At 71.5% G+C, this 26,049-nt stretch carries 29 protein-coding genes; 21 read left to right on the top strand and 8 right to left on the bottom strand.

Annotated features, from left to right (window positions below; genetic code table 11):
- The first annotated feature begins 29 nt into the window (after positions 1-29).
- Positions 30-545: a DUF402 domain-containing protein gene (locus BM290_RS31435; RefSeq protein WP_093619531.1), complete on the top strand. Its 516-nt coding sequence runs from the start codon at positions 30-32 to the stop codon at positions 543-545.
- On the opposite strand, the gene sigJ is transcribed toward BM290_RS31435, so the two are convergent.
- Positions 516-1,409 carry an RNA polymerase sigma factor SigJ gene (sigJ, locus tag BM290_RS31430; protein ID WP_093619530.1) on the bottom strand — a complete coding sequence of 298 codons (894 nt, stop codon included), beginning with the start codon at positions 1,407-1,409 and terminating at the stop codon, positions 516-518. The two genes, BM290_RS31435 and sigJ, sit on opposite strands and share 30 nt — an antisense overlap.
- A 99-nt stretch (positions 1,410-1,508) precedes the next feature.
- On the opposite strand from sigJ, the gene BM290_RS31425 reads away from it, so the two are divergent.
- From BM290_RS31425 to BM290_RS31415, 3 genes are all read left to right on the top strand, one after another.
- Positions 1,509-2,453 (top strand): PI-PLC domain-containing protein, encoded by a 945-nt coding sequence (locus BM290_RS31425; protein WP_093619690.1) that lies wholly within the window; start codon positions 1,509-1,511, stop codon positions 2,451-2,453.
- 86 nt (positions 2,454-2,539) lie between these two features.
- The gene (locus tag BM290_RS31420; RefSeq protein ID WP_093619689.1) at positions 2,540-3,166 is read left to right on the top strand and encodes a DUF47 domain-containing protein; all 627 of its coding nucleotides are present in this window, start codon (positions 2,540-2,542) and stop codon (positions 3,164-3,166) included.
- Between the two features lie 3 nt (positions 3,167-3,169).
- Complete coding sequence (locus BM290_RS31415) at positions 3,170-4,180, top strand: inorganic phosphate transporter (protein ID WP_093619529.1); 1,011 nt, start codon at positions 3,170-3,172, stop codon at positions 4,178-4,180.
- A 168-nt stretch (positions 4,181-4,348) separates the two neighbouring features.
- Here BM290_RS31415 and BM290_RS31410 read toward each other — a convergent pair whose 3' ends face one another.
- The gene (locus tag BM290_RS31410; protein ID WP_093619528.1) at positions 4,349-4,618 is read right to left on the bottom strand and encodes a LysR family transcriptional regulator; all 270 of its coding nucleotides are present in this window, start codon (positions 4,616-4,618) and stop codon (positions 4,349-4,351) included.
- 244 nt (positions 4,619-4,862) lie between these two features.
- Positions 4,863-5,276, bottom strand: coding sequence for a hypothetical protein (locus BM290_RS31405; RefSeq protein WP_093619527.1), 414 nt, complete (start codon positions 5,274-5,276; stop codon positions 4,863-4,865).
- A gap of 283 nt (positions 5,277-5,559) precedes the next feature.
- Between BM290_RS31405 and BM290_RS31400 the strand changes: the two genes are divergently transcribed.
- Positions 5,560-5,757, top strand: coding sequence for a hypothetical protein (locus BM290_RS31400; protein WP_093619526.1), 198 nt, complete (start codon positions 5,560-5,562; stop codon positions 5,755-5,757).
- 228 nt (positions 5,758-5,985) lie between these two features.
- On the opposite strand, the gene BM290_RS31395 is transcribed toward BM290_RS31400, so the two are convergent.
- From BM290_RS31395 to BM290_RS31385, 3 genes are all read right to left on the bottom strand, one after another.
- Positions 5,986-7,245 (bottom strand): helix-turn-helix domain-containing protein, encoded by a 1,260-nt coding sequence (locus BM290_RS31395; RefSeq protein ID WP_093619525.1) that lies wholly within the window; start codon positions 7,243-7,245, stop codon positions 5,986-5,988.
- 207 nt (positions 7,246-7,452) lie between these two features.
- Positions 7,453-8,151: a GOLPH3/VPS74 family protein gene (locus BM290_RS31390; protein WP_093619524.1), complete on the bottom strand. Its 699-nt coding sequence runs from the start codon at positions 8,149-8,151 to the stop codon at positions 7,453-7,455.
- The gene (locus tag BM290_RS31385) at positions 8,148-9,158 is read right to left on the bottom strand and encodes a nucleotide disphospho-sugar-binding domain-containing protein (protein WP_093619523.1); all 1,011 of its coding nucleotides are present in this window, start codon (positions 9,156-9,158) and stop codon (positions 8,148-8,150) included. The genes BM290_RS31390 and BM290_RS31385 overlap by 4 nt, the downstream gene beginning before the upstream one ends.
- Positions 9,159-9,569: 411 nt before the next feature.
- Between BM290_RS31385 and lxmK the strand changes: the two genes are divergently transcribed.
- From lxmK to BM290_RS31310, 15 genes are all read left to right on the top strand, one after another.
- Complete coding sequence (gene lxmK, locus BM290_RS31380; RefSeq protein WP_203779534.1) at positions 9,570-10,706, top strand: class V lanthionine synthetase subunit LxmK; 1,137 nt, start codon at positions 9,570-9,572, stop codon at positions 10,704-10,706.
- On the top strand, positions 10,706-11,659 hold the full coding sequence (locus BM290_RS31375) for a T3SS effector HopA1 family protein (protein WP_093619522.1): 954 nt from the start codon (positions 10,706-10,708) through the stop codon (positions 11,657-11,659). Before lxmK ends, BM290_RS31375 begins: the two co-directional genes overlap by 1 nt.
- An 85-nt stretch (positions 11,660-11,744) precedes the next feature.
- Positions 11,745-11,939: an LxmA leader domain family RiPP gene (locus BM290_RS31370; protein WP_093619521.1), complete on the top strand. Its 195-nt coding sequence runs from the start codon at positions 11,745-11,747 to the stop codon at positions 11,937-11,939.
- 63 nt (positions 11,940-12,002) lie between these two features.
- Positions 12,003-12,185, top strand: coding sequence for an LxmA leader domain family RiPP (locus BM290_RS31365; RefSeq protein WP_093619520.1), 183 nt, complete (start codon positions 12,003-12,005; stop codon positions 12,183-12,185).
- A gap of 145 nt (positions 12,186-12,330) precedes the next feature.
- The gene (locus tag BM290_RS31360) at positions 12,331-12,534 is read left to right on the top strand and encodes an LxmA leader domain family RiPP (RefSeq protein WP_093619519.1); all 204 of its coding nucleotides are present in this window, start codon (positions 12,331-12,333) and stop codon (positions 12,532-12,534) included.
- Positions 12,535-12,572: 38 nt separating this feature from the next.
- Positions 12,573-12,752, top strand: a complete 180-nt coding sequence (locus BM290_RS31355) for an LxmA leader domain family RiPP (RefSeq protein ID WP_093619518.1) — start codon at positions 12,573-12,575, stop codon at positions 12,750-12,752.
- A 68-nt stretch (positions 12,753-12,820) separates the two neighbouring features.
- On the top strand, positions 12,821-13,840 hold the full coding sequence (locus BM290_RS31350; RefSeq protein ID WP_093619517.1) for a methyltransferase: 1,020 nt from the start codon (positions 12,821-12,823) through the stop codon (positions 13,838-13,840).
- A 13-nt stretch (positions 13,841-13,853) separates the two neighbouring features.
- On the top strand, positions 13,854-14,744 hold the full coding sequence (locus BM290_RS31345) for an ABC transporter ATP-binding protein (RefSeq protein WP_093619516.1): 891 nt from the start codon (positions 13,854-13,856) through the stop codon (positions 14,742-14,744).
- Positions 14,741-15,955 carry an ABC transporter permease gene (locus tag BM290_RS31340; RefSeq protein WP_093619515.1) on the top strand — a complete coding sequence of 405 codons (1,215 nt, stop codon included), beginning with the start codon at positions 14,741-14,743 and terminating at the stop codon, positions 15,953-15,955. Before BM290_RS31345 ends, BM290_RS31340 begins: the two co-directional genes overlap by 4 nt.
- Positions 15,956-15,984: 29 nt before the next feature.
- Positions 15,985-17,724, top strand: coding sequence for an ABC transporter ATP-binding protein (locus tag BM290_RS31335; RefSeq protein ID WP_093619514.1), 1,740 nt, complete (start codon positions 15,985-15,987; stop codon positions 17,722-17,724).
- Positions 17,725-17,741: 17 nt separating this feature from the next.
- Positions 17,742-18,704, top strand: a complete 963-nt coding sequence (locus BM290_RS31330; RefSeq protein WP_093619687.1) for an LLM class flavin-dependent oxidoreductase — start codon at positions 17,742-17,744, stop codon at positions 18,702-18,704.
- The gene (locus tag BM290_RS31325; RefSeq protein ID WP_203779532.1) at positions 18,701-19,321 is read left to right on the top strand and encodes a flavoprotein; all 621 of its coding nucleotides are present in this window, start codon (positions 18,701-18,703) and stop codon (positions 19,319-19,321) included. Before BM290_RS31330 ends, BM290_RS31325 begins: the two co-directional genes overlap by 4 nt.
- Complete coding sequence (locus BM290_RS31320; RefSeq protein ID WP_093619513.1) at positions 19,318-20,214, top strand: phosphotransferase family protein; 897 nt, start codon at positions 19,318-19,320, stop codon at positions 20,212-20,214. Before BM290_RS31325 ends, BM290_RS31320 begins: the two co-directional genes overlap by 4 nt.
- Before the next feature lie 22 nt (positions 20,215-20,236).
- Positions 20,237-22,645, top strand: coding sequence for a M16 family metallopeptidase (locus BM290_RS31315; protein WP_093619512.1), 2,409 nt, complete (start codon positions 20,237-20,239; stop codon positions 22,643-22,645).
- On the top strand, positions 22,629-23,294 hold the full coding sequence (locus BM290_RS31310) for a GOLPH3/VPS74 family protein (protein WP_093619511.1): 666 nt from the start codon (positions 22,629-22,631) through the stop codon (positions 23,292-23,294). The genes BM290_RS31315 and BM290_RS31310 overlap by 17 nt, the downstream gene beginning before the upstream one ends.
- Positions 23,295-23,337: 43 nt before the next feature.
- Here the strand turns inward: BM290_RS31310 and BM290_RS31305 are convergent, their stop codons facing one another.
- Positions 23,338-24,315, bottom strand: coding sequence for a Gfo/Idh/MocA family protein (locus BM290_RS31305; protein WP_093619510.1), 978 nt, complete (start codon positions 24,313-24,315; stop codon positions 23,338-23,340).
- 93 nt (positions 24,316-24,408) lie between these two features.
- Here BM290_RS31305 and BM290_RS31300 point away from each other — a divergent pair, with 93 nt between their 5' ends.
- Entirely contained in the window at positions 24,409-25,179 is a 771-nt protein-coding gene (locus BM290_RS31300) for an NUDIX hydrolase (RefSeq protein ID WP_093619685.1), read from the top strand.
- Between the two features lie 85 nt (positions 25,180-25,264).
- Here BM290_RS31300 and pstB read toward each other — a convergent pair whose 3' ends face one another.
- Entirely contained in the window at positions 25,265-26,041 is a 777-nt protein-coding gene (gene pstB, locus BM290_RS31295) for a phosphate ABC transporter ATP-binding protein PstB (RefSeq protein WP_093619509.1), read from the bottom strand.
- Between the last annotated feature and the right edge of the window lie 8 nt (positions 26,042-26,049).

The following is a 26,049-nucleotide window of genomic DNA, read 5'->3' as shown; positions in this document are numbered from 1 at the left end:
ATATCCGGGTCACCGCTAGGGTGCAACCCATGCCGAGCGAGATGGTCCGGGTCATCTACACGAAGTACGACGGTTCGGCGCATCGTGACTACCCGGCCCGTCGTCTGGCCGAGGACGACCTGGGCATCTGGGTCGGCGTGACCCGGGGCACGGCGTCGGTCTACCACGGCCGGCCCTCTGTCGAGCAGATCCCGTTCGTCCTGCTCATCCCGCATCACGCCTGGTGGACGGGGATGTTCAACCCACCACCGCGGACCAGCGAGGTGTATTGCGACATCACCACGCCGGCCCGCTGGGAGGGTGACACGGTTCACATCATCGACCTGGACCTGGACGCGGTGCGCCGCCGCGAGACGGGCCTCGTCGAGTTGCGTGACGAGGACGAGTTCGCCGAGCACCGGGTCGAGTTCGGCTATCCGGACGACCTGGTCGAGCACGCGTTCGCGGCCTCCCGCCACCTGATGACGGCGCTCGGCGACGGCACCGAGCCGTTCGCCTCGCACTACCGCAAGCACCTACTCGAGGTCACTCCCCGGGAGGATTAGCTTCTCCGGGTTCTGCTGGTTGAAGATGCCGGTGATCCGGCCCTCGTCGACCGCCACCGCGCTCACCACGACGAGCCGGCTGCCGTCCGGGCGGCTGCCCCGCAGGAGCATGGCGGCCGAGCCGTTGACGATGACCGGCTCGACCTTGATGTCGGTGACGTCGGCGAGACGGTAGTTGAGCAGGCCGGTGAAGAACCGGGCCACCTTGTCGGCGCCGTGGATCGGGCGCAGGGCGGTGCGGGCCACTCCGCCTCCGTCGCCGATGGCGACGACATCGGGTGCGAGCACGGCAGCGAGGGTACGCATGTCGCCCGTCTGTGCCGCCGCGAGGAACGCGCTGAGCACCCGTTTCTGCTCGGCGAGCCCGGCGGTGTGCCGGATCCCGCCGTCGGCGACCGCCTTGCGAGCCCGGGAGGCGTGCTGGCGGGCCGCCGCCGGTGTGCTGTCGAGCACCGCGGCCACCTCGTCGAACGGCACCGCGAACGCGTCGTGCAGGACGAACGCGACCCGCTGCTCGGGGGTGAGCCGTTCCAGCACCACGAGCAGCGCGACGCTGACCTGGTCGGACAGCTCGGCGTGGCGGGCCGGGTCGGCGTCCGGCTCGATCACGAAGGCGGGCAGCCACTCACCGGGGTACGCGGTACGGCGTACCCGAGCGGAGTTGAGCTGGTCCAGGCAGATCCGTGCGGTGACCGTGGTGAGCCACCCCCGCACATCCCGGATCTCCTCGGTCTGCTGCGCGTAGCGCAGCCAGGCCTCCTGGACCGCGTCCTCGGCCTCGGCACGGCTGCCGAGCATGCGATAGGCGACGGCCATGAGGTACGAGCGCTGGGCCTCGAACTCGACCGCGGACGGTGACGGCATGACACGAATTCTGCGCGACATTCCCGGTGTACGGGTATCAGCTGTGCCACAGTATGAAATACCCATAAAGTACGAATCGGACGGTGCTCGGTGCAGGACATGGCGACTATCGCGGGCGGACTGGCCGGGCTGGCCGGAGCCGGTGGCGCGGTCACGGTCGCGATCCTGCGCCGCACCCGCTCGTTTCTCCCCGCCGGACACGCGTTGATCGGCCCGGACACGACCGACCCGCTGCCCGGCGTGCTCCGGCTCGGGCTGGCCGGCATGACGGTACGGGTGGTGCCGGGACCGCACGGCGAGCTGTTCCTCGGGCCGGGGCGGCCGCAACCGGGCCGTACCCTGCGTCGCCTGGTCCTCGCCCCGATCTTCGCCCGGGCCCGCTCCGGCGGCGGACGGCTCTGGCCCGACCAGCGTGTGCCGTTCCGGCTGGTGATCGAGTTCGGCGGGCCGAGCCGTGACCCGGAGGCGCTGCTGCACGCCTATCGGGTGCTGGACCGGCAGTTGCAGGACCACGCCGGGCTGCTCAGCCGGTGCCGGTCGGGAGTGCTCACGCCGTCCGCGGTGACCGTCACGGTGACCGGCGTCATCGACGTCCGTGAGCTGCTGGCCGCGCAGACCGAGCGGTACGCGTTCGCCGACGGCACCCTCGACGACCTGGGCTCCCGCTCCACCCCGCCGTCGCTGGCGCCGATGGTCAGCGAGGCGTGGTCACGGCGGTTCGGCTGGGACGGGTGCGAGCCGATCACCGCCGAGGAACGGCACCAGTTGCACGCGCTGGTCCGGGCGGCCCACGCCGACGGGCGCAAGGTGCGGTTCTCCGGGCTGCCGGAGGGCTCCCGCAAGGCCCGCGCCGCGATCTGGACCGAACTCGGTACGGCCGGTGTGGACGTGATCGCCGACACCGACCTGTCCGGACTGGCCCGCCACCTGCGCCGGCACCCCGTCGCCGGCGTGCCCCTGCCACACGTTCCGGCCAGGGCGGTTCGCCGTTCCGCGCCGCGCCCGAACGCGCCACGTTCAGCGAATCGTCACGAGGCGGTTTAAGGGCCGTCGCGAAGGGTGAACCCGCGTGGACCGATAGCATGCCTTCGGAGATCCATTCATAAAGCCTGTTGATCGAGGTCCGCGCCGTGAAGTTCTCATTCCGCCCCGTCGAGGGGGCCTTCTACGAACTGTTCACCAGGGCGGCCTACAACCTGGTCAAGGGCACCGAGCTGCTCAACGAGCTGGCGCTGCCCGGAGTGGACGTCCAATCGGTGGCCGACCGGCTGAGCGATGTGGAGCACGACAGCGACTCGATCACCCACGAGCTCTACAAGAAGATCAACTCCACCTTCATCACCCCGTTCGACCGGGAGGACATCTACTCGCTCGGCTCCCAGCTGGACGACGTGATGGATCACCTGGAGGCGGCCGGCAACCTGCTCTACCTCTACGGCCTGACCGATCTGCCCTCGCTGCCGCGCGAGATGCACGAGCTGGTCACCGTGCTGGACCAGCAGGCCAAGGTGACCGCCGAGGCGATGCCGAAACTGCGCTCGCTGAAGGGCATGGAGGAGTACTGGATCGAGATCAACCGGTTGGAGAACGATGGCGACCGGGCGTACCGGATGCTGTTGGTCCGTCTCTTCTCCGGGGAGTACGACGCGCTGACCGTGCTGAAGATGAAGGAGGTCGTCGACGAGCTGGAGGCCGCCTGCGACGCCTTCGAGCACGTGGCGAACACCATCGAGACCATCGCGGTCAAGGAGTCCTAGAGCGTGGATGCCGAACTCATCGCCGTCGTGGCGGTGATCCTCGCGGCGATGGCGTTCGACTACACGAACGGCTTCCACGACGCCGCCAACGCGATCGCCACCAGCGTCAGCACCCGCGCCCTCACCCCACGGGTGGCCCTGGCCATGGCCGCGGTCGGCAACTTCATCGGCGCGCACCTGGGCACCGAGGTGGCCAAGACGGTCGGGGACGGCCTGGTCGACCTGCCGATCGGGATCCCCAGCCTGGGCATCGTCTTCGCCGGCGTGCTCGGCGCCATCACCTGGAACCTGATCACCTGGTATTTCGGCCTGCCGTCCAGCTCGTCGCACGCGCTCTTCGGCGGCCTGGTCGGGGCCACCCTCTTCGCCACCGTGGGCGAGGTGCAGTGGGACAACATCATCAACAAGGTGCTGATCCCCATGGTGGTGTCGCCGGTGGTGGGCCTGGCGCTCGGCTTCATCTTCATGATCGCGATCATGTGGGCCTTCCGGCGCGGGCACCCCGGCCGGCTCAACCGGGGTTTCCGCCTGGCGCAGACCGTCTCGGCGGCGGGCATGTCGATCGGGCACGGCATGCAGGACGCGGCGAAGACCATGGGCATCGTGGTGCTGGCGCTCTACACGGGCGGGTTCCAGTCCGATTCGGCGCACATCCCCGAGTGGGTGTACTGGACATCGGCGTCCGTGCTGGCGGCCGGCACCTACGCGGGCGGCTGGCGGATCATCCGTACCCTGGGCCGCAAGATCATCGACCTGGGCCCGTCCGAAGGGTTCGCGGCCGAGACCGTGGCCAGCTCGGTGCTGTACTTCAACGCGCTCGTGCTGCACGCGCCGATCTCGACGACCCACACCATCACCTCGGCGATCATGGGCGTGGGCGCGACGAAGCGGCTCAGCGCGGTCCGCTGGAACGTGGCGGGCAACATCGTGATCGCCTGGGTCACCACATTCCCGGCGGCCGCGTTCTTCGCGTGCGTCTTCTACTTCGTGGTCCGCCCGCTGTTCGCCGCCTGAACCGCCGCGCGACCCACCGCCCGACGCCGTGCGGCGCCCCGGCCGCTGGTCGATGCCCGCCTTGCCGGCCGCGGCCCCTCAGCCGGCCGGTCCAGCCGGGACCTTCCGACCCTTTGCACGACGAAGCCCCCGGGACTCGGCTCCCGGGGGCTTCGTTGTACGGATTCGTCAGGCGACCAGCGCCAGGTCTCCGGTGGTCGCCTTGATGCCGCGCATGAGGGTCAGCACCGCCTGCGCCGAAGGCAGCATGAGCGCGCCGGACCGGGTGAGGGTCACACCCGAGGAGGTACGGACGAACAGCTTCGCGCCGAGGGTCATCTCCAGGCACTTGATCTGGTAGCTGACCGCGGGCTGCGAGTAGCCCAGGGCCTTGGCGGCGAGATCCATCCGGCCGTGCTCCGCGACCGCCACGAAGGCTAGGAGTTCACGCTCATTCATTTCGACCCCCGTACGTTCGATCCCGATCAGTTGACTTCTGTCATCGCTGCGTAGTCATGAGCGTAATATTCGCAAGCCGAATCGTCAATCTCTGTCATCACCGCAGGTCTTCCGCGTTTCTCCTGGTAGAGCGAATTCCCAGCAGCCTCACAGCAACATCTCGGCAAGCCCGGCCGTCATACGCCGAGCGGCCCAGTCATATTTCATGACTGGGCCGCTCGACCGGGGGAGAATCAGGTACGGGTCACCACAGCGGAACCGCCGTGCCGCAGGCCGACGTGCCTGCGGCCGAGCACAGTCGCACGGTCGGCACGCGGCCGATCGACACGGCCTGGAACGTGGTGAGGAAGGACTGCGCGGTCTCGCCCGAGCACGTCGCCGGCGAGGTCCACGACGTGCCCTGAGCGTCGATCACGGCGTGGAAACAACCGGACCCCGAGCCGGTCTTGATGACTCCCTTGACCGTCGTGGTCCGGGTGATCCCGAACGGGTCCTGCGTGTAGGTCGCGGTGCCGCCGGCCTGGGCACCGGCGTACGACGCGGTCCAGCTCAGCGGGATGACAGCCGCCGCGAACGCCGGCGCGGCCGTGGTGACCGCCGTCGCAGTCATCACCACCGCGGCGGTCAGGACACGACGGAAATGGCGGGAAAGGGACATGACCAACCTCCGATACCGATCCGGCAATTGCGGCAGCTCGCCCCCGATCGAGGCATTAGGCGGACGACGGCTATCGATGCCCTGGTCGCTGCCGGGACAATTGCAACAACGCGGTTACCGGCGCTCAATACCGTATTGAAACTCTTGAAACACTCGTCCGGATCTCGTGGGCGGGCGATCTTACGGCGCACCCCACCCGGGTCCGCCACCCCGTTGCCGATCATCCACAAAGATTTCGATACAGGGACCACCCGGCGAGCGGCGGGCCGGTAGACATTGAGCCATGACGAAGAACTCGCGCCACCTGGTGATGCCGACCATCCTCGCCGCCGCCGCGATCGCCTTCACCGGCACGCAGATCACCGCCCCGCAGCCGACCACCTCGGCCACCGGGACCACCCAGCCCGTCGTCGTCCCCACCGACCTCCCGGGCGTCCCGCTCGACCCGAAGCAGCCGATCACCCACGACTGGCCCTGGTGATCACCGAAACACCCGTCCCGGAACACATCCGGTCGGCCGCGGCAGCGAGGGAGCCGCGACCTTCCTAGACGAAACGGCCTCCGCGCACACCGCGCGGAGGCCGTTCTCCTTTTCCCGGCAGACGCCTCGGTCGGTGCCGCGCTTCGGCCGGACGCCGATGCTGCCGCGAGGCACGCGGGACAGCTCTGGGGGCGGCGTGTTCGAGGCGGCCGGCGTGGGGCCGGGCTGTCAGGCGATCTCGGTCACCTCGCGCCAGATCTGGCTCGCCCGCCGGTATGCGGCTGCGGCCTCGGCCAGCTGCGCCGCCCGGCGCAACGACGCGGCCGCCTCCTCGGGCAGGCCGCACCGCCGCTGGGCGCGACCGACCGCGAGCACGAACCGCACCTGCTCGATGCCGGACAGGCCGGTCTCGTCGACGGTGGCGGCGATCTCCAGGGCGCGTTCCGGTTCACCGACGGCCACCGCGTATCGCACTTCCAGGCTCGCGGCGGCCGACGGTGTGGCCGCGGTCTCGGCGGCGGCCATCGCCGCGCGGGCGGCCTCCATCCGCGAGGTGATCTCGCTCAGGTCCGCGTCGGCGTCCATCAGCGCGGACACCGCCGCCACCGAGAACCGGGCCCAGTCCCGCAGCGACGTGGTCGGGTGCGCGAGCATCTCCCGGGCCGACCGCAGGTGCTCCAGCGACCGCTCGACCTCACCGATGCGGGCCATCGCGATGCTCGCCACCCAGTGCGCCCGGCCGGAGATGGTCAGGCTCTTCACCTCGGCCGCCATCGCCACCATGCGGTCCACGATGCGGGTGATCTCGGCGCCGCCACCGGCGTCACTGAGGATCGAGATGTGTACGGCATGCAGGCGCACGTGCTCGCTGCCGCCGACGAACGCGGTGTCGGCGATCTCCGCCTGGGCCTGCTCGATGTGGGTGAACGCCTCGGTGAGCCGGCCGACGTCCCGGGCCGCGGCGGCGAGCGCGATCCGGGTGCGCACGAGCGCCTCCGGCACCCCGGCCCGCTCGGCCACCGTCACCAGCTCGGTGAGCAGCTCGTAGCGCCCGGCCCGGTCGTTGCGCTGCTCGAGAATCCGCTCCAGGGCCAGCCCGTGGCTGAGCATCGCGGCCGGCTGCCCGTCGTGCCGCGCCTCCTGGAGGGCGTCGGTCAGCACCTGCTCCGCGCGGGACAGGTCACCCTGGTCGACGGCGCTGCTGACGATCAGCTCCCGGGCCAGCCCGGTGCCGGTCACGCCGGGCGCCGTTGCGGCGGGGGCCGCGAAGCCGGTCTCGACGCCGGCGAGCTCGTCGACCGGAACACCGAGGACCTCGGACAAATGGCTGACGACTTCCAGCGTCGGAACGCGTGAGCCTTTCTCCAGCAGCGAGATGTAGGACTGATTGACCACACCCACGGCGAGATCACGCTGCGACATTCCGCGCTCGATGCGCAGACGCCGCAAACGGCGCCCGAACTCGGGCTGCACAATCTGCGTGGCCATGTGGACTACCTGCAATTCATGTCGCTGATTCTGATGGTGTGGCCGGCCGATTCTGCACGATACTCCCGGCCGAGTTCGCCGGGGGATGCCGAGTCGGGCCGTTACGGGCCACCTGGACGGACAGCCCCGTGGGAAGGCGTCCGTCCAGGTGGCGGCTCATGGAGTCACCGTGGTGATGACCCGTCGGTCATGTCGTCGGGGGTGCGGTCAGCTGACGGCGAGGAGGATGGTGGCCAGCAGGAGATCCACGCCGGGGAAGGCGTCCGCCGGCGAGCCGGCGACCTGGGGGGACCTGGCGATCTCCGCGGCTCGGGCCCGGACGGCCGGGTCGTCCCCGCCGGGCACGTGATCGATGCCGTGCAGGATGGCGATCAGCACGGCGGCCTCCACATCGGAATCGGCCGCCGGCGGGTCACCGCGCAGCGCCGCCGTGATGGCGGCACGGATCGCCTGCTCCCGGGACGGATCCGCGGCGGGCCATGTCCTGATCTTGAGTACGCCGAGCACCCGCTGCTCCTCGAACCGCACCGCACCGTCGGCGGCCAGCCGTTCCAGCAGCGGCCGCCAGGCCCGGTGACCGGCGTTCTCGGCCGCCCACCCCACCGTCGGCCGTCCGCCGAGCCCGGACAGTGCCGCATCGAGCACCGTGTCACCCGTCGGGCCGCCGTCGACCACGTCGACCCGGGCCTGCCGGGCCGCCACGGAGGACGACGTGGGCGCTGTCGGTGTGACGGTGATGCGGCCGGCGCGCGCCAGATCGAGCAGGACGGCGCCGCCCACCGCACGATGGCGATGCCCCAGGGAGACGGTGCTGCGCCCGCTCTCGTCGTCGAGCAGGAGCAGGGCGAGGCTCTCGGCCAGAAGGGGCATGCGGATCTCCTCGGTACGGAATACGGGCTCACTCATGCGACGTCACCGTGTGCCAGCTGCTTCTCGATGAGGTCGGCCGCGGCGGGCGCCCCTCCGGAGAGGAGGATCTCGGCGCGCATCGTGTCCAGGGCGGTACGGGTGGCCGGATCGCTGGTGAGCTCCCCGGCCGCCGCACGGATCGCCGCGGGCGAGAGCCGCTCCGGGGTGATCATCCGGCCCACGCCGAGGGCCTGCACGCGAGCCGCGGTCAGGAACTGCTCGACATCCTGCGGTACGACCACGAGCGGCACACCGTACGCCAGCGCGTCGAGCACCTCCCCCGCACCGCCCGCGGTCACGAGGATCGAGGCGTGCTCCAGCACCGCGGCGGCCGGGAGATCGGAGCCGCCGCTGGCGGTGACGACGTGCCAGCCGGCGGCGGCGAGTCCTTCGGCACAGCGGATCGGCACGTCGTCGCGACCGTGGTGCCCGCTCCCGAGGGACACCAGCGCGACCGGCCGGCCGGCCGGCGCGTGCCAGTCCTCACCGGCCCGCCCGCGCCACGGCACCGGCCCCACGAAGAGGTGCTCCGGCCCGACGTGGTCCACATCGGCCTGCAGGGATCGCGGCATGGCGACCACCGTGGGAACGGCCGGCTCCTCGCCGGCCGGGAGGTAGACGTGGGTCGGGGAGAACCGCACCCGCGGCACGTTCCAGAGCCCGGCGAGCCGGGGCGCGAACGCCGTGACCGTGTCGTGGACGATCAGGTCCGGCCGGTCCGCCCCGTACGCCGCGACGACCTGCGGAAAAGCGGCGTCACACTCGCGGCCGATCTCCTGGGCGACGGGAGCGGCAAGCCAGCCGGCACCGGGCACGCCGTCGGCCGGGAGGGTCGACCGGTACGTCACCGCTGTGGCGCCGGTCTCGGCGATCAGTGCGCCGAAGCCCCCGCTGGAGGCGAATGTCACCCGGTGGCCGCGGTCGACCAGCTCGGCGGCCACGCCCAGCATCGGACTCACGTGGGCGTGCAGCGGAACGGACATCAGCGCGATGTGCGATCGCATCGGTGCGCCCCCTTTCGCGAGTGGTCGGGACCGGTCTGTGGCGCCGGCCGCGTGAATTGTCGGTGAGACATTTCTACCCACCGGTAGGGATGGAAACCAAGCGTCCATAAGAGACTTGAATGTGCCCTGGTGGAGCACTCCACTCGTGGAGGCGCAGGTGGCGGCAGCGGCGCTCCCAGGAGGTATGGACGTCCGACATTTGATGCGCATTTTCCAATCGATATCGAATATGTTTGATCGAGCGCCCGCGACAAGCGCCCGATAATAGGAATGAGCCGAGTTTTGGCAATACCGGAAAGGATCTGATTCAAAGCTTTGAATAAGAGGTTCCATCGACCGCCGGAGTGCCCGTAGAAAGTTGGACATGACGAAGCACCGCCACAACGGCGGCGCCGGACGGAAGGGGTGACAGTGGGATCGAACACCGCGCTGCTGCCGGAGAAGAAGGTGGATCGGCCCCGTTACACGCCGGTCGATCTCGATCGGCACCCGGCCGTCGAGGCGTTGCTCGGCCGGCTCGGCCTCGGCGCCTTCGACCGTGACTCCCTGGCCGCGCCGGTCGGCCGCAACGACACCTGGGCCGGACGCACCACCGGTGGCCGCTCGGTCTTCGTGAAGCGGCTCGTCGGTTCCGACCCGGCCGAGGTCGAGCGGCGGATGAAGCGCCTGCTGGCCTTCCACCTCTGGGCCCGGGACCTGCCGGTCGCGGCGCTGCGCGGGCCGGACTTCCTGGGGTACGACCGGGACGCCGCCCTGGTGGTGTTCGAGCTGGTCGACGGCGCCCGCAACGGCGCCGAGCTGATGGTCGACGAGACCTTCGACGCCGCTCTGTCCAGCACGATCGGCGAGGCGGTCGGCCGGCTGCACGCGGCGGTCCCGCCGGCCGGCGTCGACTGGGACCGGTCGGTGCCGTACCAGCCTCCGCTGGAAGCGCTGCACGGCCTGTCGCCGGCGACCTTCGACTCGCTGAGCTTCGGTGAGCTGCAGGGCTGGCGGCTGATGCAGCAGGACGCCGAACTGCGTGCCGCCGTGGCCCGGCTGCGTGAGCGGGAGGCCGAGGCGCCGCTGGTGCCCACGCACTGCGACCTGCGGGTCGACCAGTTGCTGATCACCGGCGACACGGTCTACCTGACCGACTGGGAGGAGTTCCGGCTCGCCGACGGCGCCCGTGATGTGGGCTCGTTCGCCGGCGAGTGGCTCTACCGCTCGGTGCTCGACATCGTGACCACCCGGGGCGACACCGTCTTCGTCGACCTGGAGCTCACGCACGAGATGGTGCTGAGCCGCGGCGTGGCGAAGATGCAACGCCTGATGCCGCTGGTCCGGGACTTCTGGCGCGGCTACCGGACCGCCCGGCCGGAGGTGGACGACCGGTTCGCCGCCCGTGCCGCGGCCTTCGCGGGCTGGCACCTGCTGGACCGGCTCATGGCCGGCGCCTCCCGTGCCTCCCGGCTCTCCGGGATCGAGCGTGCGGCCGCCGGCATCGGCCGGGGCGTGCTGCTGCAGCCGGAGAAGTTCATCGACACCCTCGGACTCGGAGACTCGTGATGACTGTGACGACCTGGCGGATCCCCTCCGCCCTCAACGTGGCGCTGGACGCGGTGACCGTCGCGCCGGACCGTACGTCGGCGACCGCCGGTGACCGCACCGTCGAGTCGGAGAGCCCGCGTGAGCTGCGGCGACTGCTGGCCGAGGCGATCTATGACGTGCTGCACGCCGGCCAGCGGGTGGAGAAGGACAAGCTGCCCTTCCGGCTGCGTGACGACGAGCTCGAGAGCCGGTTCGCCGCGGCGATGCCGCATCGGGGCACGACCGTACGGGCCAGGTATCACGGCGCTCGCCGGACCGCGAACAACGGCCGGGAGATGGTCCTGGTCGAGCGGGACGGGGTACGGGTCTGGGTGCCCGAGGCCGCCGTGCCGGACACCGATCCGGGGCCGTTCGTGGACCTGACCGTGCCGGCCATGCGTCCCGCGCTGTCACCCGGGTTCTTCCTGGTCGACGGGTCGGCGCCGCAGCCGGCCCGCTCCGAGATGCTGCGCGTCTACGTGCACCTCACCGCGTGGGAGCCGGCCGCCGAGGTGTTCGGCCGGGTGCTCGGTGCGCTGGAGGACGGCGGTGTCCCGTACCGCGCGAAGATCTTGTCCTCCCGCCTGCTCTATCCCCGCCGCGACGCGCTGGTGGTCTATCTGGACCGGCCCTGGTGGGCGGCCGCCCACCGGGTCGCGGAGGTGGTCCGGGATCGGCCCGGCCTGGGTGAGGCGACGTCCGTCTTCACCGAGCCGCTGGGTCCCGGTGTGGCGGTGGCGTGGGAGCCGGACGACGCCCGGCCCGCCATGAAGGGCCTGAGTTTCGGGCAGCACCGGGCCACCGCGCTGGCCACCGCGCTGCTCGCCGACGGCGGCTCGCTCGAGGACGCGCTGTCGGAGGCCTTCGCCGAGGCCGGGATCGACCCGGTCCGGCCGGCCCGCAACACGAGCTCCAGCCCATTTCCGGGCTGAGAAGGAAACCGGTTTGAGCAGATCGCAGGGGACGAGTGTACGCATCCCCTGTTTTCCGCTCAAACCTCTATGAAAGGAGTCCACTATGGACAAGAACACCGAGATCGTCGACCTCGTGGCGCAGTACGAGACCTACGCCGAGGCGAACGAGCTCAACCTGTCGGCGGCGTCGGACGCGCCGGCCACCTCCCCGGTCTGCGCCGTCTCCGCGGCCAGCTCCACCTGGTGCGCCGCCGGCGCGAGCGCCGTCTCGGGCGCCACCTACGAGTTCGTCTGCTGACGAGCCCGCATCCCTTTCCCTTCCGTAAACCGACACAAAACACACACAGAAAGAGGTAATCCGATGGAGCAGATCGAGACCGTCATGGAGCTGGTCGCGAACTACGAGGCCTACACCACCGGCGCCGAGGAGCTGGCCGTCTCGGCCGCCGCCGACGCCCCCGCCACCAGCGCCCCGTGCGCCGCGGCCGGTGTGAGCTGGATCGTCAGCCAGTTCTCCGGCAAGACCATCTCGGAGGGTTGCTGAGCCACGGGCCCCGGGTGGGGCGGCGGTCCGCCGCCGCCACCACCCGGCCCGGCCGGCCGGTGAGCTGAGTGCAGGGGGCGAGTACACGCACCCTCTGTCGTCAGCTCAACGGGAGCTGCCGATCCGTACCGAAAGGAATCCAGAGATGTCGAACAACACCGAGAACACCGAGATCGTCGACCTGGTCGCGCAGTACGAGACCTACGCCGAGGCGAACGAGCTCAACCTGTCGGCGGCGTCGGACGCGCCGGCCACCTCCCCGGTCTGCGCCGTCTCCGCGGCCAGCTCCACCTGGTGCGCCGCCGGCGCGAGCGCCGTCTCGGGCGCCACCTACGAGTTCGTCTGCTGACCAACCCCCACCGGTTCGAGAACGAGAGAGGGAAACCCATGGAGAAGACCGAGAACCTCAACGAGCTGATCGAGGGCTACCTCGTCTACAGCGAGACCGACGAGCTGAACGTGGCCGCCGCCGCCGACGCCCCGGCGACCAGCGCCCCCTGCGCCGCCGCCACCGCGTCCTGGCTGATCAGCCAGTTCTCCGGCAAGACCATCGCGGAAGGCTGCTGACCGCAGCATCAGGCACGGGGTGCGGCCCGCACGGGCCGCACCCCGCCCGAACCTTGAGGACGGAAGAGATGCCGACCACCACGCTCAACCACCACGAACGCCTGCGGGCGTTGACCGACCTCCTGACCCCGTCGATCATCCGGGCCGCCGCCACCCTGCGGCTGGCGGACCACATCGCGGCGGGAGTCAACCGTACGGACGCGCTGGCCGAAGTGACCGGCACGATCCCCGAGCTGCTCGACATGCTGCTGCGCCGGCTCGCCGGCCTGGAACTGCTGAGCCGCGCCGAGGACGGCAGCTACGCGGTCGCGCCGCTCGGCGAGCCGCTGCTCGACACCGACCCGTCCGGGATCCGCGGCCTGCTCAGCATGGACGGCCTCTTCGGCCGGCAGGAGCTGGCCCTGGTCAACGTGCTGCACACGGTGCGGACCGGCCAGCCCAGCCACGCCGCCGTCTTCGGCGCCGGCTACTGGGAGGACATCAATCACAACCCCGAGTTCGTCGACGCCCTGGAACTCAACGCGCACAACCCGATCGGCTGGGACGCGAGCATCATCGTCGAGGGCTACGACTGGTCGCAGGTCCGCAGCGTCACCGACGTCGGTGGCCACAGTGGAGCGCTGCTCATCGAGCTGCTCCGCAGCCACCCGCACCTGACCGGCCGTCTGCTCGACCTCAAGAACGTCGCCGAGGTCGGTGGCCGGGCCATCGCCGCCGCCGGGCTGGCCGACCGGGCCGAGGCCGTCGTCGGCAGCTTCTTCGAGCCGCTGCCCACCGGCACCGACGTGTACCTGCTCTCCGCAATCCTGGCCGACTGGGACGACGAGCAGGCGATCACCATCCTCCGCCACTGCGGCGAGGCGGCCGGCCCCGGCGGCAAGGTGCTGCTCGCCGAGGTCAACCTGCCCGTCGCCGAGACCGGCAGCCTGGAGACCGCCGGCTTCGAGCTCTACCTCAGGGCCACCATGCCCGCCCCGGTCCGCAGCGTCGAACAGCTCGAGCGTCTCGGTGAGGCGGCGGGGCTGCGCGTCAGCTGGCGCGGGCCGGTGACCCCGGTGCGCTCGCTGCTCGAGTTCACCCTCGCCTGAGGAGCCACACACCATGCTGAACTTCGATCGAGTGGTCAAGAGCTTCGGGCCCAAGCAGGTCCTCAACGAGCTCAGCTTCGCCGTACGCCCCGGAGAGCTCTACGGATTCTGCGGGGCCAACGGCGCCGGCAAGACGACCGCGATGCGCATCGCCCTGGGGGTGCACGACGCCGACAGTGGCGTCGTCACCATCGACGGCCGGCCCATCGACGCCGACCTACGCGCCCAGATCGGCTACATGCCCGAGGAACGTGGGCTGTACGCCAAGATGCGCCCCATCGACCAGCTCGTCTACCTGGCGAAGCTGAGTGGCGTACGCGCTGACGAGGCCTCGCGGCGGGCCGCCGAGTGGATCGAGCGGCTCGGCGTGGTGATGTCTCCGAAGGACCCGCTGGAGAAGCTTTCGCTGGGCAACCAGCAGAAGGTCCAGCTGATCGCCGCGCTGATGGCCGAGCCGCGGGTGCTGGTGCTCGACGAGCCCTTCTCCGGGTTGGACCCGGTGGCCGTCGACGCGATGGCGGACGTGCTGCTGGAGCAGGCCCGCAACGGCATCCCGGTGCTGTTCTCCAGCCACCAGCTGGATCTGGTGGACCGGCTCTGTGACCGGATCGGCATCATCCGCGGTGGCCGGATCGTCGCCGAGGGCACCGTCGGCGAGCTGCGGGCCAAGGTCGCCGGCCGGCTGCTGCAGATCTCGCTGCAGGGCGCCGAGGCCGGCTGGCCGGAGAGCGTGCCGGGCGTCCGGCGCGTCGACGACCACGACGGCCTCGTCTCCTTCGAGCTGTCCGACGGCACCGACCCGGACGACGTCCTCGACGCGGTCCGCCGGCTGGGCCGGATCGAGCACTTCGGCTGGCGCAACCCCTCCCTGTCCGACATCTTCCGCGAGGCGGTGACAGCATGAGCGTCGACGTCCGATCAGAAACGGTCAACGTCACCACGTCCACTTCGACCACGACGCCGGCCTCCCGCGTCCGGGCGTCCGCGCTGATCCGTGCGGTGGCCGGCCGGGAGATCTCCCAGCAGCTGCGCAACAAGAACTTCTGGTCCTCGCTGCTGGCGACGGCGCTGCTGGCCGCGCTCAGCCTGGGGCTCACCACCCTGCTCGACCGGGACACCGAGCAGCCGACCGTCGCGGTGCCGGCCGGTCAGGTCGCGCTCACCGAGGCGCTGCGCGCGCAACTGCCGGTCACGGAACTGCCCGACGCCGAGGCGGCTCGGTCGGCGGTCCGGGAGCAGAAGGCGGACGTGGCGATCATCGGCGACGAGATCGTGGTGCTGCGCAAACTGCCGGACGAACTCGGCCGTACCCTCGCCGACACCTTCCGTACCGTCACCTATCAGGAACGTCTCCGCGCGCTGAACGCCGCACCCGCCGACATCGCCCTGCCGGCGATGCGGGTGACCACGCTGGACGCCGACGCCGCGCGGGTGCAGCAACGCACCATCACCGCCGGCGTCTCGGTGATCGCCCTGGTGCTGCTGATGTTCATGGCCGGCATCGGGATCGCCCAGGGTGTCGCCGAGGAGAAGTCGAGCCGGATCGTCGAGCTGCTGCTGGCCAAGGTCACCCCGCGCCAGCTGCTGATCGGCAAGATCCTCGGGCTGGGGGTGGCGGCCCTGGTGCAGATCTCGGTGACGCTCGGCCTCGGCCTGGCCGCGGCGACCGTCGCCGGGGTGTTCACCGCGCCCGCCGAGATCCTCGGGACCGCTGTCAACGTGCTGCTCTGGTTCATCCCCGGATACCTGCTCTTCGTCACCCTCTACGCGGTGGCCGGCTCGCTCGCCTCCCGCCAGGAGGACGTCAACCACGTCACCGGCCCGGTCAGCATGATCCAGATGGGCACGCTGATCGGCCCGATCCTCGCGATCACGGCGCCCGCCTCTCCGGCGCTCGGCGTGGTCTCCATGATCCCGGGACTCTCCTGGGCCGCCATGCCGGTGCGCATGGCCTACAGCTCCGTGCCGTTCTGGCAGGTCGCCGTCGCTCTGGCGCTGACCGTCGCCGCCGTCGCGGCCCTGCTCGCCATCGGCAGCCGGGTCTACACCGGGGGGCTTCTCCAGTACGGCGGCGTCATCAAGGTTCGCCAGGCCCTCCGCGCGGCCCGGCACTGACTCTCCTCGACACAGGAAGGACCGTCGTCATGCCCGTAACGCCCGAGCGGCTCAGGATTCTCCGGGAACTGACCCGCGGCCGCGGGATCCAGGTGGCGCTGATCGCGATTCTGGTTCTCGTCTCCACCAGTTCGTCGCTGGCCGTACCGATGCTGGTCGGCAGGCTCGTCGCGGCCATTCAGTCGGACGAGGCGCTGCTCGGGCTGACCGGGCTGCTGATCGCTACCGGACTCGGCACCGCCGCGGCCGGGGCCCTCGCCACGTTCCTGCTGGGCCGGATGGGCCAGCAGCTGATCTACCGGCTGCGGGTCCGCACCGTGGACCACTCGCTGCGGCTGCGGATGGCCGACATCCGCCGCCAGGGCAGTGGCAACCTCGCCGCGCGGCTCACCATGGACGCCGCCCGGCTGAAGGCCCTCATCGACATCGGGCCGGTCCAGCTGCCGATGGCCGGGGTGACCCTGCTCGGCACGCTGATCATCATGGGCCTGCTGGACTGGGTGCTGCTGCTGGTCACGCTCGCCGCGTTCGCGGTGGCGGCGGCGATCGTGGTGATCGTGGTGCGCCGGCTGCGCCGTACCTACCAGAGCGTCCAGATCGAGGTCGGCGGCTTCGTGCAGCGGTTCGTCGGCGTGATCGACGCGATCACCGTGATCAAGGCGAACCGGGCCGAGCCGGTGGTCGGGGAGCAGCTCGCCGAGAGCGCCGCCCGGCTGCGTGACCTGGAGATCAAGGCCGCGCGGATGGAGTCGCTGATGGTCCCGGTGATCAACCTGGGCCAGCAGATCGCGCTCGCCGCGGTGGTCATCGGCGGTGGCGCCCGGCTGCTCAGCGGTCACCTGACCCTCGCCACGTTCGTCTCCTTCCTGCTCTACCTCCTGCAGCTGGCCGCGCCGCTGCTGATGGCGGCGTCCGGGGTGACCGGCCTGCAGATGGGCCTGGCCGCCCGCGAGCGGTTCGACGAGATCTTCGCCCTGCCCCGGGAGGACCGCGACGACCTGGACGGCGCCATCCTGTCGGCGCCGCCTGTCGCACCCACCGCAGCCGTCGAGTTCGACCAGGTCACCGCGGGGTACGACGCACGCCCCGTACTGCGTGACGTGTCCTTCGCCGTGCCCTCACGCGGCCTCACCGCGGTCGTCGGCCTCTCCGGCTCGGGCAAGAGCACCGCGCTGAACCTGATCCTCCGCTTCCTCTCCGCCGAGCAGGGCCGGATCTCCGTCTTCGGCGAGCCGGTGCAGAGCTGGCGGCTCGACCGGCTGCGCTCCGAGATCGCCTATGTGGACCAGGCGGCGACCCTGCTGCCGGACAGCATCCGCACCAACCTGACGCTGGGCTCCGAGCGCCCGGCCGGTGACGCCGAGCTGCGGGCCGCCCTGGACCGGGTGGGACTGCTCGACGAGATCGGCCACCTGCCGGACGGGCTGGACACGGTCCTCGGCGGCGAGTTCGACCTCTCCGGCGGCCAGCGTCAGCGGCTCGCCCTGGCCCGGGCGCTGATCTCCGGCTCCCGGCTGATCCTGCTCGACGAGCCCACCTCCCACCTGGACGGCGTCAACGAGCACCGGCTCCGCGAGGTCGTCGACGAGCTGGCCACCGACCACGCGGTCCTGGTCGTCGCCCACCGGCTCTCCACCGTGCGACAGGCCGACCACGTGATCGTCCTCGACAACGGCCGGGTCGCCGACCAGGGCAGCCACCACGAGCTGCTGGACCGCTGCGAGCGCTACACCGAGCTGGTCGACGCGCAGGCCCTGGCCCACGCGTGACCTCGGAAGGACTGGCGATGAGCACCTATTCCATCCTGATGCCGTTCGCACCCACCCGCCCCGAGCAGGCGCTGCCCTTCGGCGCGTTCGCCCAATGGAGCTCCGCCCACCGGCTGTGGCAGGGACAGGCCACCCTGCACGAGCCGCACCACACCTTCACCCACATGGCCGCCGGCGGGTTCCGGGTACCGGTCGGGTTGGGCGTGACCCTCATGCCGTTCCGTCACCCGTACGACGCCGCGCTGCAGGCTCAGTCGCTGGCCGTCACGATGGGACATCCGGTGGTCGCCGGGTTCGGGCCGGGCGCCAAGGTCCTGCAGGAGGGGCTGCTCGGTGCGCCGTACCGCAGCCAGCTCCAGGCCGTCCGGGAGTACGTCACCATCGTCCGCGGCCTGCTCGACGGTGAGCCGGCCCCGCCGCCCGGCGAGTACTTCACCTGCAAGGCCCGGCTCCCCAAGGTGCCGCGCCCGCCGGTCGAGGTCGGGCTGGGTGTGCTGCGGCCGGGCATGGCGCGGGTCGCCGGGGAGACCGCCGACGTGGCGATCACCTGGTTGACGCCGGCGTCGTACCTGCGGGACACCCTGATCCCGGCGCTGCGGGAGGGCGCCGAGGCGGCCGGGCGGCCTGTCCCCCGAGTGGTGTCGATCGTCCCGATCGCCCTGGACCGGGACGGCTCGGACCCGCGTGACGCGGTGCTGACCGCCAACTCCGGCCACCTGTCGCTCCCGCATTACCGGGACATGCTGAGCCGCAGCGGCATCCACGTCGACACCGCGGACCCGCGGACGGCCGCCGAGCAGGTCCTCAAGGGCGGGGCGTTCCTCGCCGGGACCCCGGGGCAGGTGGCCGGCCGGCTGCGGGAGTTCACCGAGGCCGGCGTCGACGAGATCGTTCTCAACACCACCGCGACGTACGCCCGTTTCGGTGTGAAGTCCGCTTTGGAGGAACTCGAGAAAGTTCTGAGGGAGGTGTCGTCATGACCGATCTCGCCGCACCGCCGCAGGCGCCCGTCCTGGACATCCAGCGACTCGTGCTGGTGGTCACCGGATCGGCCGCCGCCGCGGGCATGCCGTTCTGGGTGTCGTGGCTGCGGACCCAGTACCCCGAGCTCCAGGTCACCACCGTGGTGACCCGCAGCGCCCAGCGGTTCGTGACCCGGGCCGCGCTGGCCGGGCGTACGCACGGCGAGGTGCTGATCGACGAGTGGCCGCCGGACGAGCACCGGGCGCGGCACGTGGAGCTGGCCGAATGGGCCGAGGCGTTCGTCGTCTACCCGGCCACCCTGCACTTCATCGCCCGGCTCGCCCTCGGTCTCGCCGACTCGCCGTCGTTGCTGGCCGCCCAGTGCTCCGCGGTGCCGATCGTGATCGCGCCGGCGCTGCCGCCCGGTGGCATGTTCAGCGCCGCGTTCCGGTCGCACTGGAGCGCCCTCGCCACCCGGGACAACATCGTGCTGGTGGCGCCGCAGACCGGGGTCAGCCTGACCACCGGGCGGCCCGAGGCGTGGGCGCCGCCGCCGCTGCCCGAGGTGCTGGAGCATCTCGCCGAACACCGGCTGCGACTCGCCACCCCGGTGGTCCGGACGGTGCCGTCATGAGCGTCGACACGTCGCCCCGGCACGCCGGTGAGCGGGGCACGGCGCTGCTGCGGACCACCGAGGTACGCGGACCGGGCGGGATCGGCGTGCGCCGCCGGCTGCCCGGCCCCCGTGCCCCGCGCGCGTTCGTGCCGGTGGATCCCGGCCTGCACCGCCGGCTGGCCCGGATCCGGGTCACCGGTGACGCGCGACTGGCGGTGCCCAGCTCGCGCGGCGACGCCCGGGTCTACTACGTGGACGGTGGCGAATCGGTCGCGAAAGCGCTGCTCGCGCACGGTCCGGCGGCGGAACTGGTGGAGCCGGTACGGAGCATGGGCCGGCTCCTGCGGGCCTTGCATGCGGTGCCGGCGCCGGCCGCGCTGGCCGGGGAGCGGGCGCCCGGACTGGACCGGCTCGGCGACTGGCTGTCCGGTCACCATCGGCACTCTTATCCGGCGTACGCCCAGGCGGTGGTCCGTCGCCGTCTCGGCCAGGCCGGCTGGGCGCTGGTGCGCGAGCACTACGAGCGGCTCGCCGCCGTCCAGTCCGGTCTGGTGCACGGGGCCGCCGGGCTCGGCTCGATGATCGTCGGCTCGGCGCAGGGCGACGTCCTGCTCACCGGCGAGGACCTGGCCGTCGGTGACTGGCGGATGGACGTCGGCTGGGTGATCGGCGAGCTGGTCGAGCTGCGCTGGCAACTGGGCGGCGACGGCCCCTCCTGGCAGCGGCTGATCCAGGCGCTCCTCGACGGGTACGGCCGTGACCTGGGCCCCGACTGGCCGATGATCGCCGTCCTCCGGATCCTGCTGCACGTGCACGACATCGCCTCGTACGTCGACTGGTTCCAGGCCGGGTTCGACCACTACGCGGGCTTCGTCGCCTTCCTGGTCGGGCTGGCCGCCGACTCCTCCTGACCTCGTGAGAAAGGCAGTTTCGATGCGCACTCGTACCCTCGGCAATGGTCTTCGTCTTCAGATCGTGCACGTGCCCGGCGCGTTGCGCACCGGGGTCGCCCTGCACTACGGCGTCGGTTTCCGCTCCGAGCGCCCGGGGCAGGAGGGCCTGGCCCACCTCTTCGAGCACCTGATGTTCCGGGGCAGCGCGAGCCTGCCCGACGGCCGCTTCTACGACCACATCAAGCGCTGGGGCGGCGCCGCCAACGGCACCACCCACCAGGACTACACCGACTACTACCAGGTCACCCCGCTGGTCGCGCTGGAGGCGGCGCTGTTCGCCGAGGCCGATCGGATGCGGTCGCCCCGGTTCACGGCGGCCGGGCTCGCCGAGCAGATCGAGGGCGTGGGCACCGAGATCGACGAGGCGCTGCGGGGGCGGCCGTACGGCGGTTTCCCCTGGCCACTGCTGCCGTCGGTGCTGTTCGACGGGCACGCCGACGCCCATGACGGGTACGGCGAGCCCAGCCGTCTCGCCGAGGTCACCCTGGACCGGGTCGAGGACTTCTTCGACACCCACTACACGCCCGGCAACGCCGTTCTCACGGTGGCCGGCGACGTCGACCCGGATCACGTCGAAGCCCTGGTCGAGCGGCACTTCGGCGACATTCCGGGCGGTGCGGACGTCCCACGCCGAGCGGCTGCGGAGGCGCCGGCGCCGGTCACGGACCGCCGGCTCACCACGACCCGCCCCGGCATCCCGCTCACCGCGCTGGCCGTCGGCCACCCGCTCGCCGGTCCGGAACAGGACCTGGAGGGCTACCTGGCCCACCTGGTGCTGGGCCGGATCACCGCCCGGCACGGCGCCCGGCTCGGCCTGCACAGCCTCTCCGCGAGCTGCGGGTTCTTCGGGGCTTTCGACGCCCGTACGCCCGATGTGCTGATCACCGCAGGTCTGCTCGCTCCCGGCCGGGAACCGGATCGGGTGACCGACGACCTGCGGGCGCTGTGGCGCACCCTGGGCGAGCCGGACGCGGTGGCCGGCGCGGTCCGCCACGTGGTGCCGCTGCTCGTCGCCGAGCATCACCGCAAGCACGCCGACATCGGGGAGCACGCCCGCGCGCTCGGCCGGTTCGCGCTGCTCTTCGACGACCCCGGCCTGCTGGACCGGATTCCCGCCGGGCTCACCGCCCTCACTCCGGAGACCGTCGCCGGCGCCGCCCGCCGGCTAGCCACCCGCCCGCACGCCGCCGTGGTCATGGCCCCGGCCGTCGTGACGCCCCGGCCCCGGCCGGGGGCGCGCCCGCTGCCCGCGCCGGGCCCGCAGCTCACCCCTGACCTCGGCCCGGTACGCGACCGCGTGCTCCCCCGCGGCCTGCACGTGGTGGCCGCCCCGGACGGCCGGGCGCCACTCGCCGAGGCCCGTCTGCGCCTCCCGGTCGGCGACCACGACCCGGCCACCGTCGGCGGGTGGGTACGCTCCGCCGCCACCCGCGCCCCGCTGGCCGAACGTCTCGGCGGCGCCCTGACCGTGACCGCCGACGCGCACTGGCTGGACCTCAGCGCCCACGCGCCCCGCCACCGCGCCGCCGACCTGCTCGACCTCTTCGCCACGGTGCTCGACACCCCGGCCGGCCCGGCCTCCGCGCCCGCCCTCGCGAGCCCGGAACACGAGATGGACACCGCGCTGCGCCGGCACTGGCTCGGCGCGCCCGGCCCCGGCCCGTTCGTCCCGCCGCTCTCCGCCGGCGTGCTCACCGTCGTCGGCGCCGACCCGCGGGCCGTCCTCGACGCCGCGGCCGTGCTCGACCGGGCGGACGCCGTTCCGGCGCCACGGCCCGGCGCCGCCCGGCCCGGCACGCTCGCCCTGAGCCGGGACGGGGCGACCCGTGTCCACATCACCGTGAGCGTCGCCGAACCGGACGGCGGCCCGTCCGAGGCGGCCCGGTTCCTCGCCGCGGCGGTGGTCGGCGGCGGCCCGGACGCCCGGGTCCCGGCCCGCGCCACCCTCGGCGGCTATCACGCGCGTACCGGCCGGGACCTGGTCGGGACCTTCGCCCGTGCGTACATCCGCGCCGAATGCGCCCCGGATCAGCTGGCCGGCGCGCTCGCCGACCTGGCCGCCGAGCGGCAGCGGCTGCACGACGAGCCGCTCACCGCCGCCGAGATCGACCCGCTCCGGGAGTACTGCGCGGCCCAGCTGCTCGCGGCGTTCGACAGCCCGGCCACCCTCGCCGATCTGCTGTCCATCCTGGTCTCCGGTGGGCGCGACGCCCGCTGGCTGCAACAACTGCCGGGCCTGCTGGGCAAGGTGCCCGCCGAGGAGGTCGCGGAAGCCGCCCGAATTCTGTACGGCTCGACCGAATCGTGCATTGTGGTAAGTGGCCCCGCCGAATCCGTACGTGTCCTGTCCCCGCTTTCGAAGGAGCCGAACGATGAGCACTCTCGCTGAAGACGTCCTGCAGCTGGTCTTCGACGACAAGACCGGCCGCTCGGTGATCAACCAGACCTACCTGGACTCGGTGATCGCCGGCGCGCTCCTGCTGGACCTGATCCGCCTCGGCCGGGTGACACCGGGCCAACCCGAGGGCAAGGACGGCAAAGACCGCGCGGCGATCGTGACCGACCGCACCCCGACCGGCGACCCGCTCCTCGACGCCGCCCTCGCTACCGTCGCGGAGAAGCCGCGCACCCTGAGGAAAGCCGTGGAGGCGCTGGTCAAGGGCAACCGGAAAGCGGTGATCGAGCGTCTCGTGGAGCGTGGCATCCTGCGCCACGACCGGTCCCGGGTCCTCGGCATCTTCAAGCTGACCAGCTTCCCGGCCGCGGACACCGAGAACGAGGCCGCGCTGCGCCGGGCCCTCGTCGCCACCCTGCACGAGGGCGCCGCCCCGGATTCGCGTACCGCCTCGCTGATCGCCCTGCTGCACTCGGTGAAGTCGCTGCCGAAGGTGGTCGGCGGCGACAAGGCCCAGCTCAAGGCGCGGGCCGACGCGATCGTCGCGGGCAACCCGGCCGACGACGCCGTCCGTGAGGCGGTCAAGCAGGTCTGGACCGCTGTCGAGATGAACGCGGCCGCGGTGGCCGCCGCGGCGTCCTGATCGTCGCCGCCGGGAGGGGGCCGGACAGCCCCCTCCCGACCGGTCAGTAGGCGACGCCGATCTGCTCGCGCAGCGCGTCCAGCAGCGCCATCACCTCGAGGGTGGTGTTGTGCGAGACGAGCGGGCTCTCCCGTTCGCCGGCGAGCATGGCGCGCTGCACCTCGGCCGCCTCGAACTGGTACCCGCTGCCCTCGAACGGGAACTCGAACGTCTCCGGCGCCAGGTCCGGCCGGGTCAGCGTGAACGAGCGCGGCACGAAGAAGCCGACCGGCAGATCGATCCGCCCGGCCGTGCCGGTGATCGACGCCGCGTTGCGGCTGGCGCCGTTGATGCTGCAGGTCAGCGCGGCCACCGCACCCGACTCGTAGCCCAGCAGCACCCCGGTGTTCTCGTCCACCCGTTCCGGCGTGAGATGCGCCCACGCCTGCGCCGACGCCGGCGCGCCCAGGATCGTGTGCGCCAGGTGGATCGGGTAGACACCCAGGTCGAGCAGCGCGCCGCCGCCCAGCTTCGGGTCACGCAGCCGGTGCGACGCCTCGAACGGCCCCTGCAGGCCGAAGTCGGCGTGGACGGCGCTGACGTCGCCGATCGCGCCCTCGGCCACCAGCTGGGCGATCCGGCGGATGGCCGGGTTGCAGCGCATCCACATGGCCTCCATCAGGAACACCCCGTTGGTCCGCGCCGCCTCGATGAGCAGCGCGGCCGTCGGCAGGTCCAGGGTGATCGGCTTCTCCACCAGCACCGCCTTGCCGGCCTCCACGCAGAGCAGCGCCGCCTCCAGGTGGAACGCGTGCGGCGTGGCCACGTAGATCACGTCGACGCCGTCGTCCGCGGCCAGCTCCGCGTAGGAGCCGTACGCCCGCGCGAACCCGTGCCGATCCGCGAACGACTGCGCGCTCGTCAGGTTGCGTGAGGCCACGGCGGCGAGCTCGGCGCCCTCCACCAGCGGCAGGTCTGCGGCGAATGTGCTGGCGATCCCGCCGGGGCCGAGAATCCCCCAGCGCACCTTCTCTCCGGTCATGATCGATACCGTATCCCCCGGACCGCGCCCGGCGGCACGATCGTCCGTGACCTGACCGCCCCGCGGTGCCAGGATCGAACGGTGACCGACTCGATGCAGCTCCCGCCCGCCATGTCACAGCGCGCCCGCGAGTTCACCGGCCCACCGGCCGAGGCCCGCCCGGCCGCCACCGTGGTGCTGCTGCGCCCGCACGGCGACGGCTTCCAGGTGTACGTTCTGCGCCGCGCCTCCACGATGGTCTTCGGCGGCGTCTACGCCTTTCCCGGCGGCGTCGTCGACCCCACCGACCGCCCGTCGACGATCCGCACCGACTGGTCCGCGCGCCTCGGCGTCCCCGACGAACAGGCCCGGGCCGTCGTCGGCGCCGCCGCCCGGGAACTCTTCGAGGAGGCCGGGATCCTGCTGGCCGGGCCGCTCGCCGAGCCCGACCGGACGGTCACCGCCACCGCCACCGACGACTGGGAGGCCGACCGGGCCGCCGTCGCCCGCCGCGAACTCACCATGACCGATCTGCTGGCCCGCCGCGGCCTGCGGCTCCGCGACGACCTGCTGCTGCCGTGGGCCCGCTGGATCACCCCCGACTTCGAACCGCGCCGCTACGACACCTGGTTCTTCGCCGCGCTGCTCCCGGAGGCCCAGACCGCCCGCGACGTCTCCGGCGAGGCCGAGGGCACCGCGTGGATCGCGCCCGCCACCGGCGACCTGCCGATGCTGCCGCCCACTCGCCGGACGCTCGACCAGATCGCGGCGTGTCCGAGCATCCCGGACGTGGTCGCCGCCTCGGCCCACCGCGACGCGGCGACGCCGCTCAACCCCCGCATCTCGGTCGCCGCGGACGGTCAGGTGACGGTTCACCTCCCTTAGCCGGTACGGCCACCCCTCCCGCACCCCCCAAAAAGAGCGCCGGCCCTCGCAACAGCGGGACCGGCGCTCGGACGCGGAGTTTCGATCAGCCGAAACGGCCGGTGATGTAGTCCTCGGTCTTCTTCTGGGCGGGGTTGCTGAAGATCTTCTGGGTGTCGTCGTACTCGATGAGGCGGCCCGGGTCACCGGTCTTGTCGATCGAGAAGAAGCCGGTCTTGTCGCTGACGCGCGCGGCCTGCTGCATGTTGTGCGTGACGATGATGATCGTGAAGCGGTCCTTCAGCTTGAACATCAGGTCCTCGATCGCCAGCGTCGAGATCGGGTCGAGCGCGGAACACGGCTCGTCCATCAGCACGACCTGCGGCTCGACAGCGATGGTCCGGGCGATGCAGAGACGCTGCTGCTGACCGCCGGACAGGCCCGCGCCGGGGCGGTCGAGACGGTCCTTGACCTCGTCCCACAGGTTCGCCGACCGCAGCGACTTCTCGGCCGCCTCGTCCAGGATCGACTTCTTCTTGACGCCGTTCAGCTTCAGGCCGGCGACCGCGTTCTCGTAGATCGACATGGTCGGGAACGGGTTCGGCCGCTGGAAGACCATGCCGATCATGCGGCGGACCGCGGTGACGTCCACGTCCGGGTCGTAGATGTTCTGGTCGTCGATCGTGAGGCTGCCCTCGATGCGGGCGTTCGGCAGAACCTCGTGCATGCGGTTGATGGACCGCAGGAAGGTCGACTTGCCGCAACCGGACGGGCCGATCAGAGCGGTGATCGTCTTCGGCTCGACGGTCATCGAGACACTGTCGATGGCTTTGAAGGAGCCGTAGTAGGAGGAGACGTTGCTCGCCTCGATGCGCTTGGCCATGGATGACA

Source organism: Actinoplanes philippinensis (assembly GCF_900113015.1).
In the GTDB taxonomy this organism is placed as follows: Bacteria; Actinomycetota; Actinomycetes; order Mycobacteriales; family Micromonosporaceae; genus Actinoplanes; species Actinoplanes philippinensis.
The sequence above is the reverse complement of the archived record's forward strand: the minus strand, read 5'-3'. Positions and strand labels throughout refer to the sequence as shown.

What these genes read in the sequence shown, in the direction of transcription:
- BM290_RS31335 (WP_093619514.1), top strand. Translation starts at nt 15,985, where the DNA reads ATGCCCGTAACGCCCGAGCGGCTCAGGATTCTCCGGGAACTGACCCGC.
- BM290_RS31365 (WP_093619520.1), top strand. Translation starts at nt 12,003, where the DNA reads ATGGAGCAGATCGAGACCGTCATGGAGCTGGTCGCGAACTACGAGGCC.
- BM290_RS31300 (WP_093619685.1), top strand. Translation starts at nt 24,409, where the DNA reads ATGCAGCTCCCGCCCGCCATGTCACAGCGCGCCCGCGAGTTCACCGGC.
- BM290_RS31350 (WP_093619517.1), top strand. Translation starts at nt 12,821, where the DNA reads ATGCCGACCACCACGCTCAACCACCACGAACGCCTGCGGGCGTTGACC.
- BM290_RS31305 (WP_093619510.1), bottom strand. Translation starts at nt 24,315, where the DNA reads ATGACCGGAGAGAAGGTGCGCTGGGGGATTCTCGGCCCCGGCGGGATC.
- BM290_RS31325 (WP_203779532.1), top strand. Translation starts at nt 18,701, where the DNA reads ATGACCGATCTCGCCGCACCGCCGCAGGCGCCCGTCCTGGACATCCAG.
- BM290_RS31360 (WP_093619519.1), top strand. Translation starts at nt 12,331, where the DNA reads ATGTCGAACAACACCGAGAACACCGAGATCGTCGACCTGGTCGCGCAG.
- BM290_RS31405 (WP_093619527.1), bottom strand. Translation starts at nt 5,276, where the DNA reads ATGTCCCTTTCCCGCCATTTCCGTCGTGTCCTGACCGCCGCGGTGGTG.
- BM290_RS31375 (WP_093619522.1), top strand. Translation starts at nt 10,706, where the DNA reads ATGACTGTGACGACCTGGCGGATCCCCTCCGCCCTCAACGTGGCGCTG.
- BM290_RS31435 (WP_093619531.1), top strand. Translation starts at nt 30, where the DNA reads ATGCCGAGCGAGATGGTCCGGGTCATCTACACGAAGTACGACGGTTCG.
- BM290_RS31345 (WP_093619516.1), top strand. Translation starts at nt 13,854, where the DNA reads ATGCTGAACTTCGATCGAGTGGTCAAGAGCTTCGGGCCCAAGCAGGTC.
- BM290_RS31410 (WP_093619528.1), bottom strand. Translation starts at nt 4,618, where the DNA reads ATGAATGAGCGTGAACTCCTAGCCTTCGTGGCGGTCGCGGAGCACGGC.
- BM290_RS31330 (WP_093619687.1), top strand. Translation starts at nt 17,742, where the DNA reads ATGAGCACCTATTCCATCCTGATGCCGTTCGCACCCACCCGCCCCGAG.
- BM290_RS31395 (WP_093619525.1), bottom strand. Translation starts at nt 7,245, where the DNA reads ATGGCCACGCAGATTGTGCAGCCCGAGTTCGGGCGCCGTTTGCGGCGT.
- pstB (WP_093619509.1), bottom strand. Translation starts at nt 26,041, where the DNA reads ATGGCCAAGCGCATCGAGGCGAGCAACGTCTCCTCCTACTACGGCTCC.
- BM290_RS31315 (WP_093619512.1), top strand. Translation starts at nt 20,237, where the DNA reads ATGCGCACTCGTACCCTCGGCAATGGTCTTCGTCTTCAGATCGTGCAC.
- BM290_RS31425 (WP_093619690.1), top strand. Translation starts at nt 1,509, where the DNA reads ATGGCGACTATCGCGGGCGGACTGGCCGGGCTGGCCGGAGCCGGTGGC.
- BM290_RS31370 (WP_093619521.1), top strand. Translation starts at nt 11,745, where the DNA reads ATGGACAAGAACACCGAGATCGTCGACCTCGTGGCGCAGTACGAGACC.
- BM290_RS31385 (WP_093619523.1), bottom strand. Translation starts at nt 9,158, where the DNA reads ATGCGATCGCACATCGCGCTGATGTCCGTTCCGCTGCACGCCCACGTG.
- BM290_RS31320 (WP_093619513.1), top strand. Translation starts at nt 19,318, where the DNA reads ATGAGCGTCGACACGTCGCCCCGGCACGCCGGTGAGCGGGGCACGGCG.
- BM290_RS31310 (WP_093619511.1), top strand. Translation starts at nt 22,629, where the DNA reads ATGAGCACTCTCGCTGAAGACGTCCTGCAGCTGGTCTTCGACGACAAG.
- BM290_RS31390 (WP_093619524.1), bottom strand. Translation starts at nt 8,151, where the DNA reads ATGAGTGAGCCCGTATTCCGTACCGAGGAGATCCGCATGCCCCTTCTG.
- BM290_RS31355 (WP_093619518.1), top strand. Translation starts at nt 12,573, where the DNA reads ATGGAGAAGACCGAGAACCTCAACGAGCTGATCGAGGGCTACCTCGTC.
- sigJ (WP_093619530.1), bottom strand. Translation starts at nt 1,409, where the DNA reads ATGCCGTCACCGTCCGCGGTCGAGTTCGAGGCCCAGCGCTCGTACCTC.
- BM290_RS31400 (WP_093619526.1), top strand. Translation starts at nt 5,560, where the DNA reads ATGACGAAGAACTCGCGCCACCTGGTGATGCCGACCATCCTCGCCGCC.
- BM290_RS31340 (WP_093619515.1), top strand. Translation starts at nt 14,741, where the DNA reads ATGAGCGTCGACGTCCGATCAGAAACGGTCAACGTCACCACGTCCACT.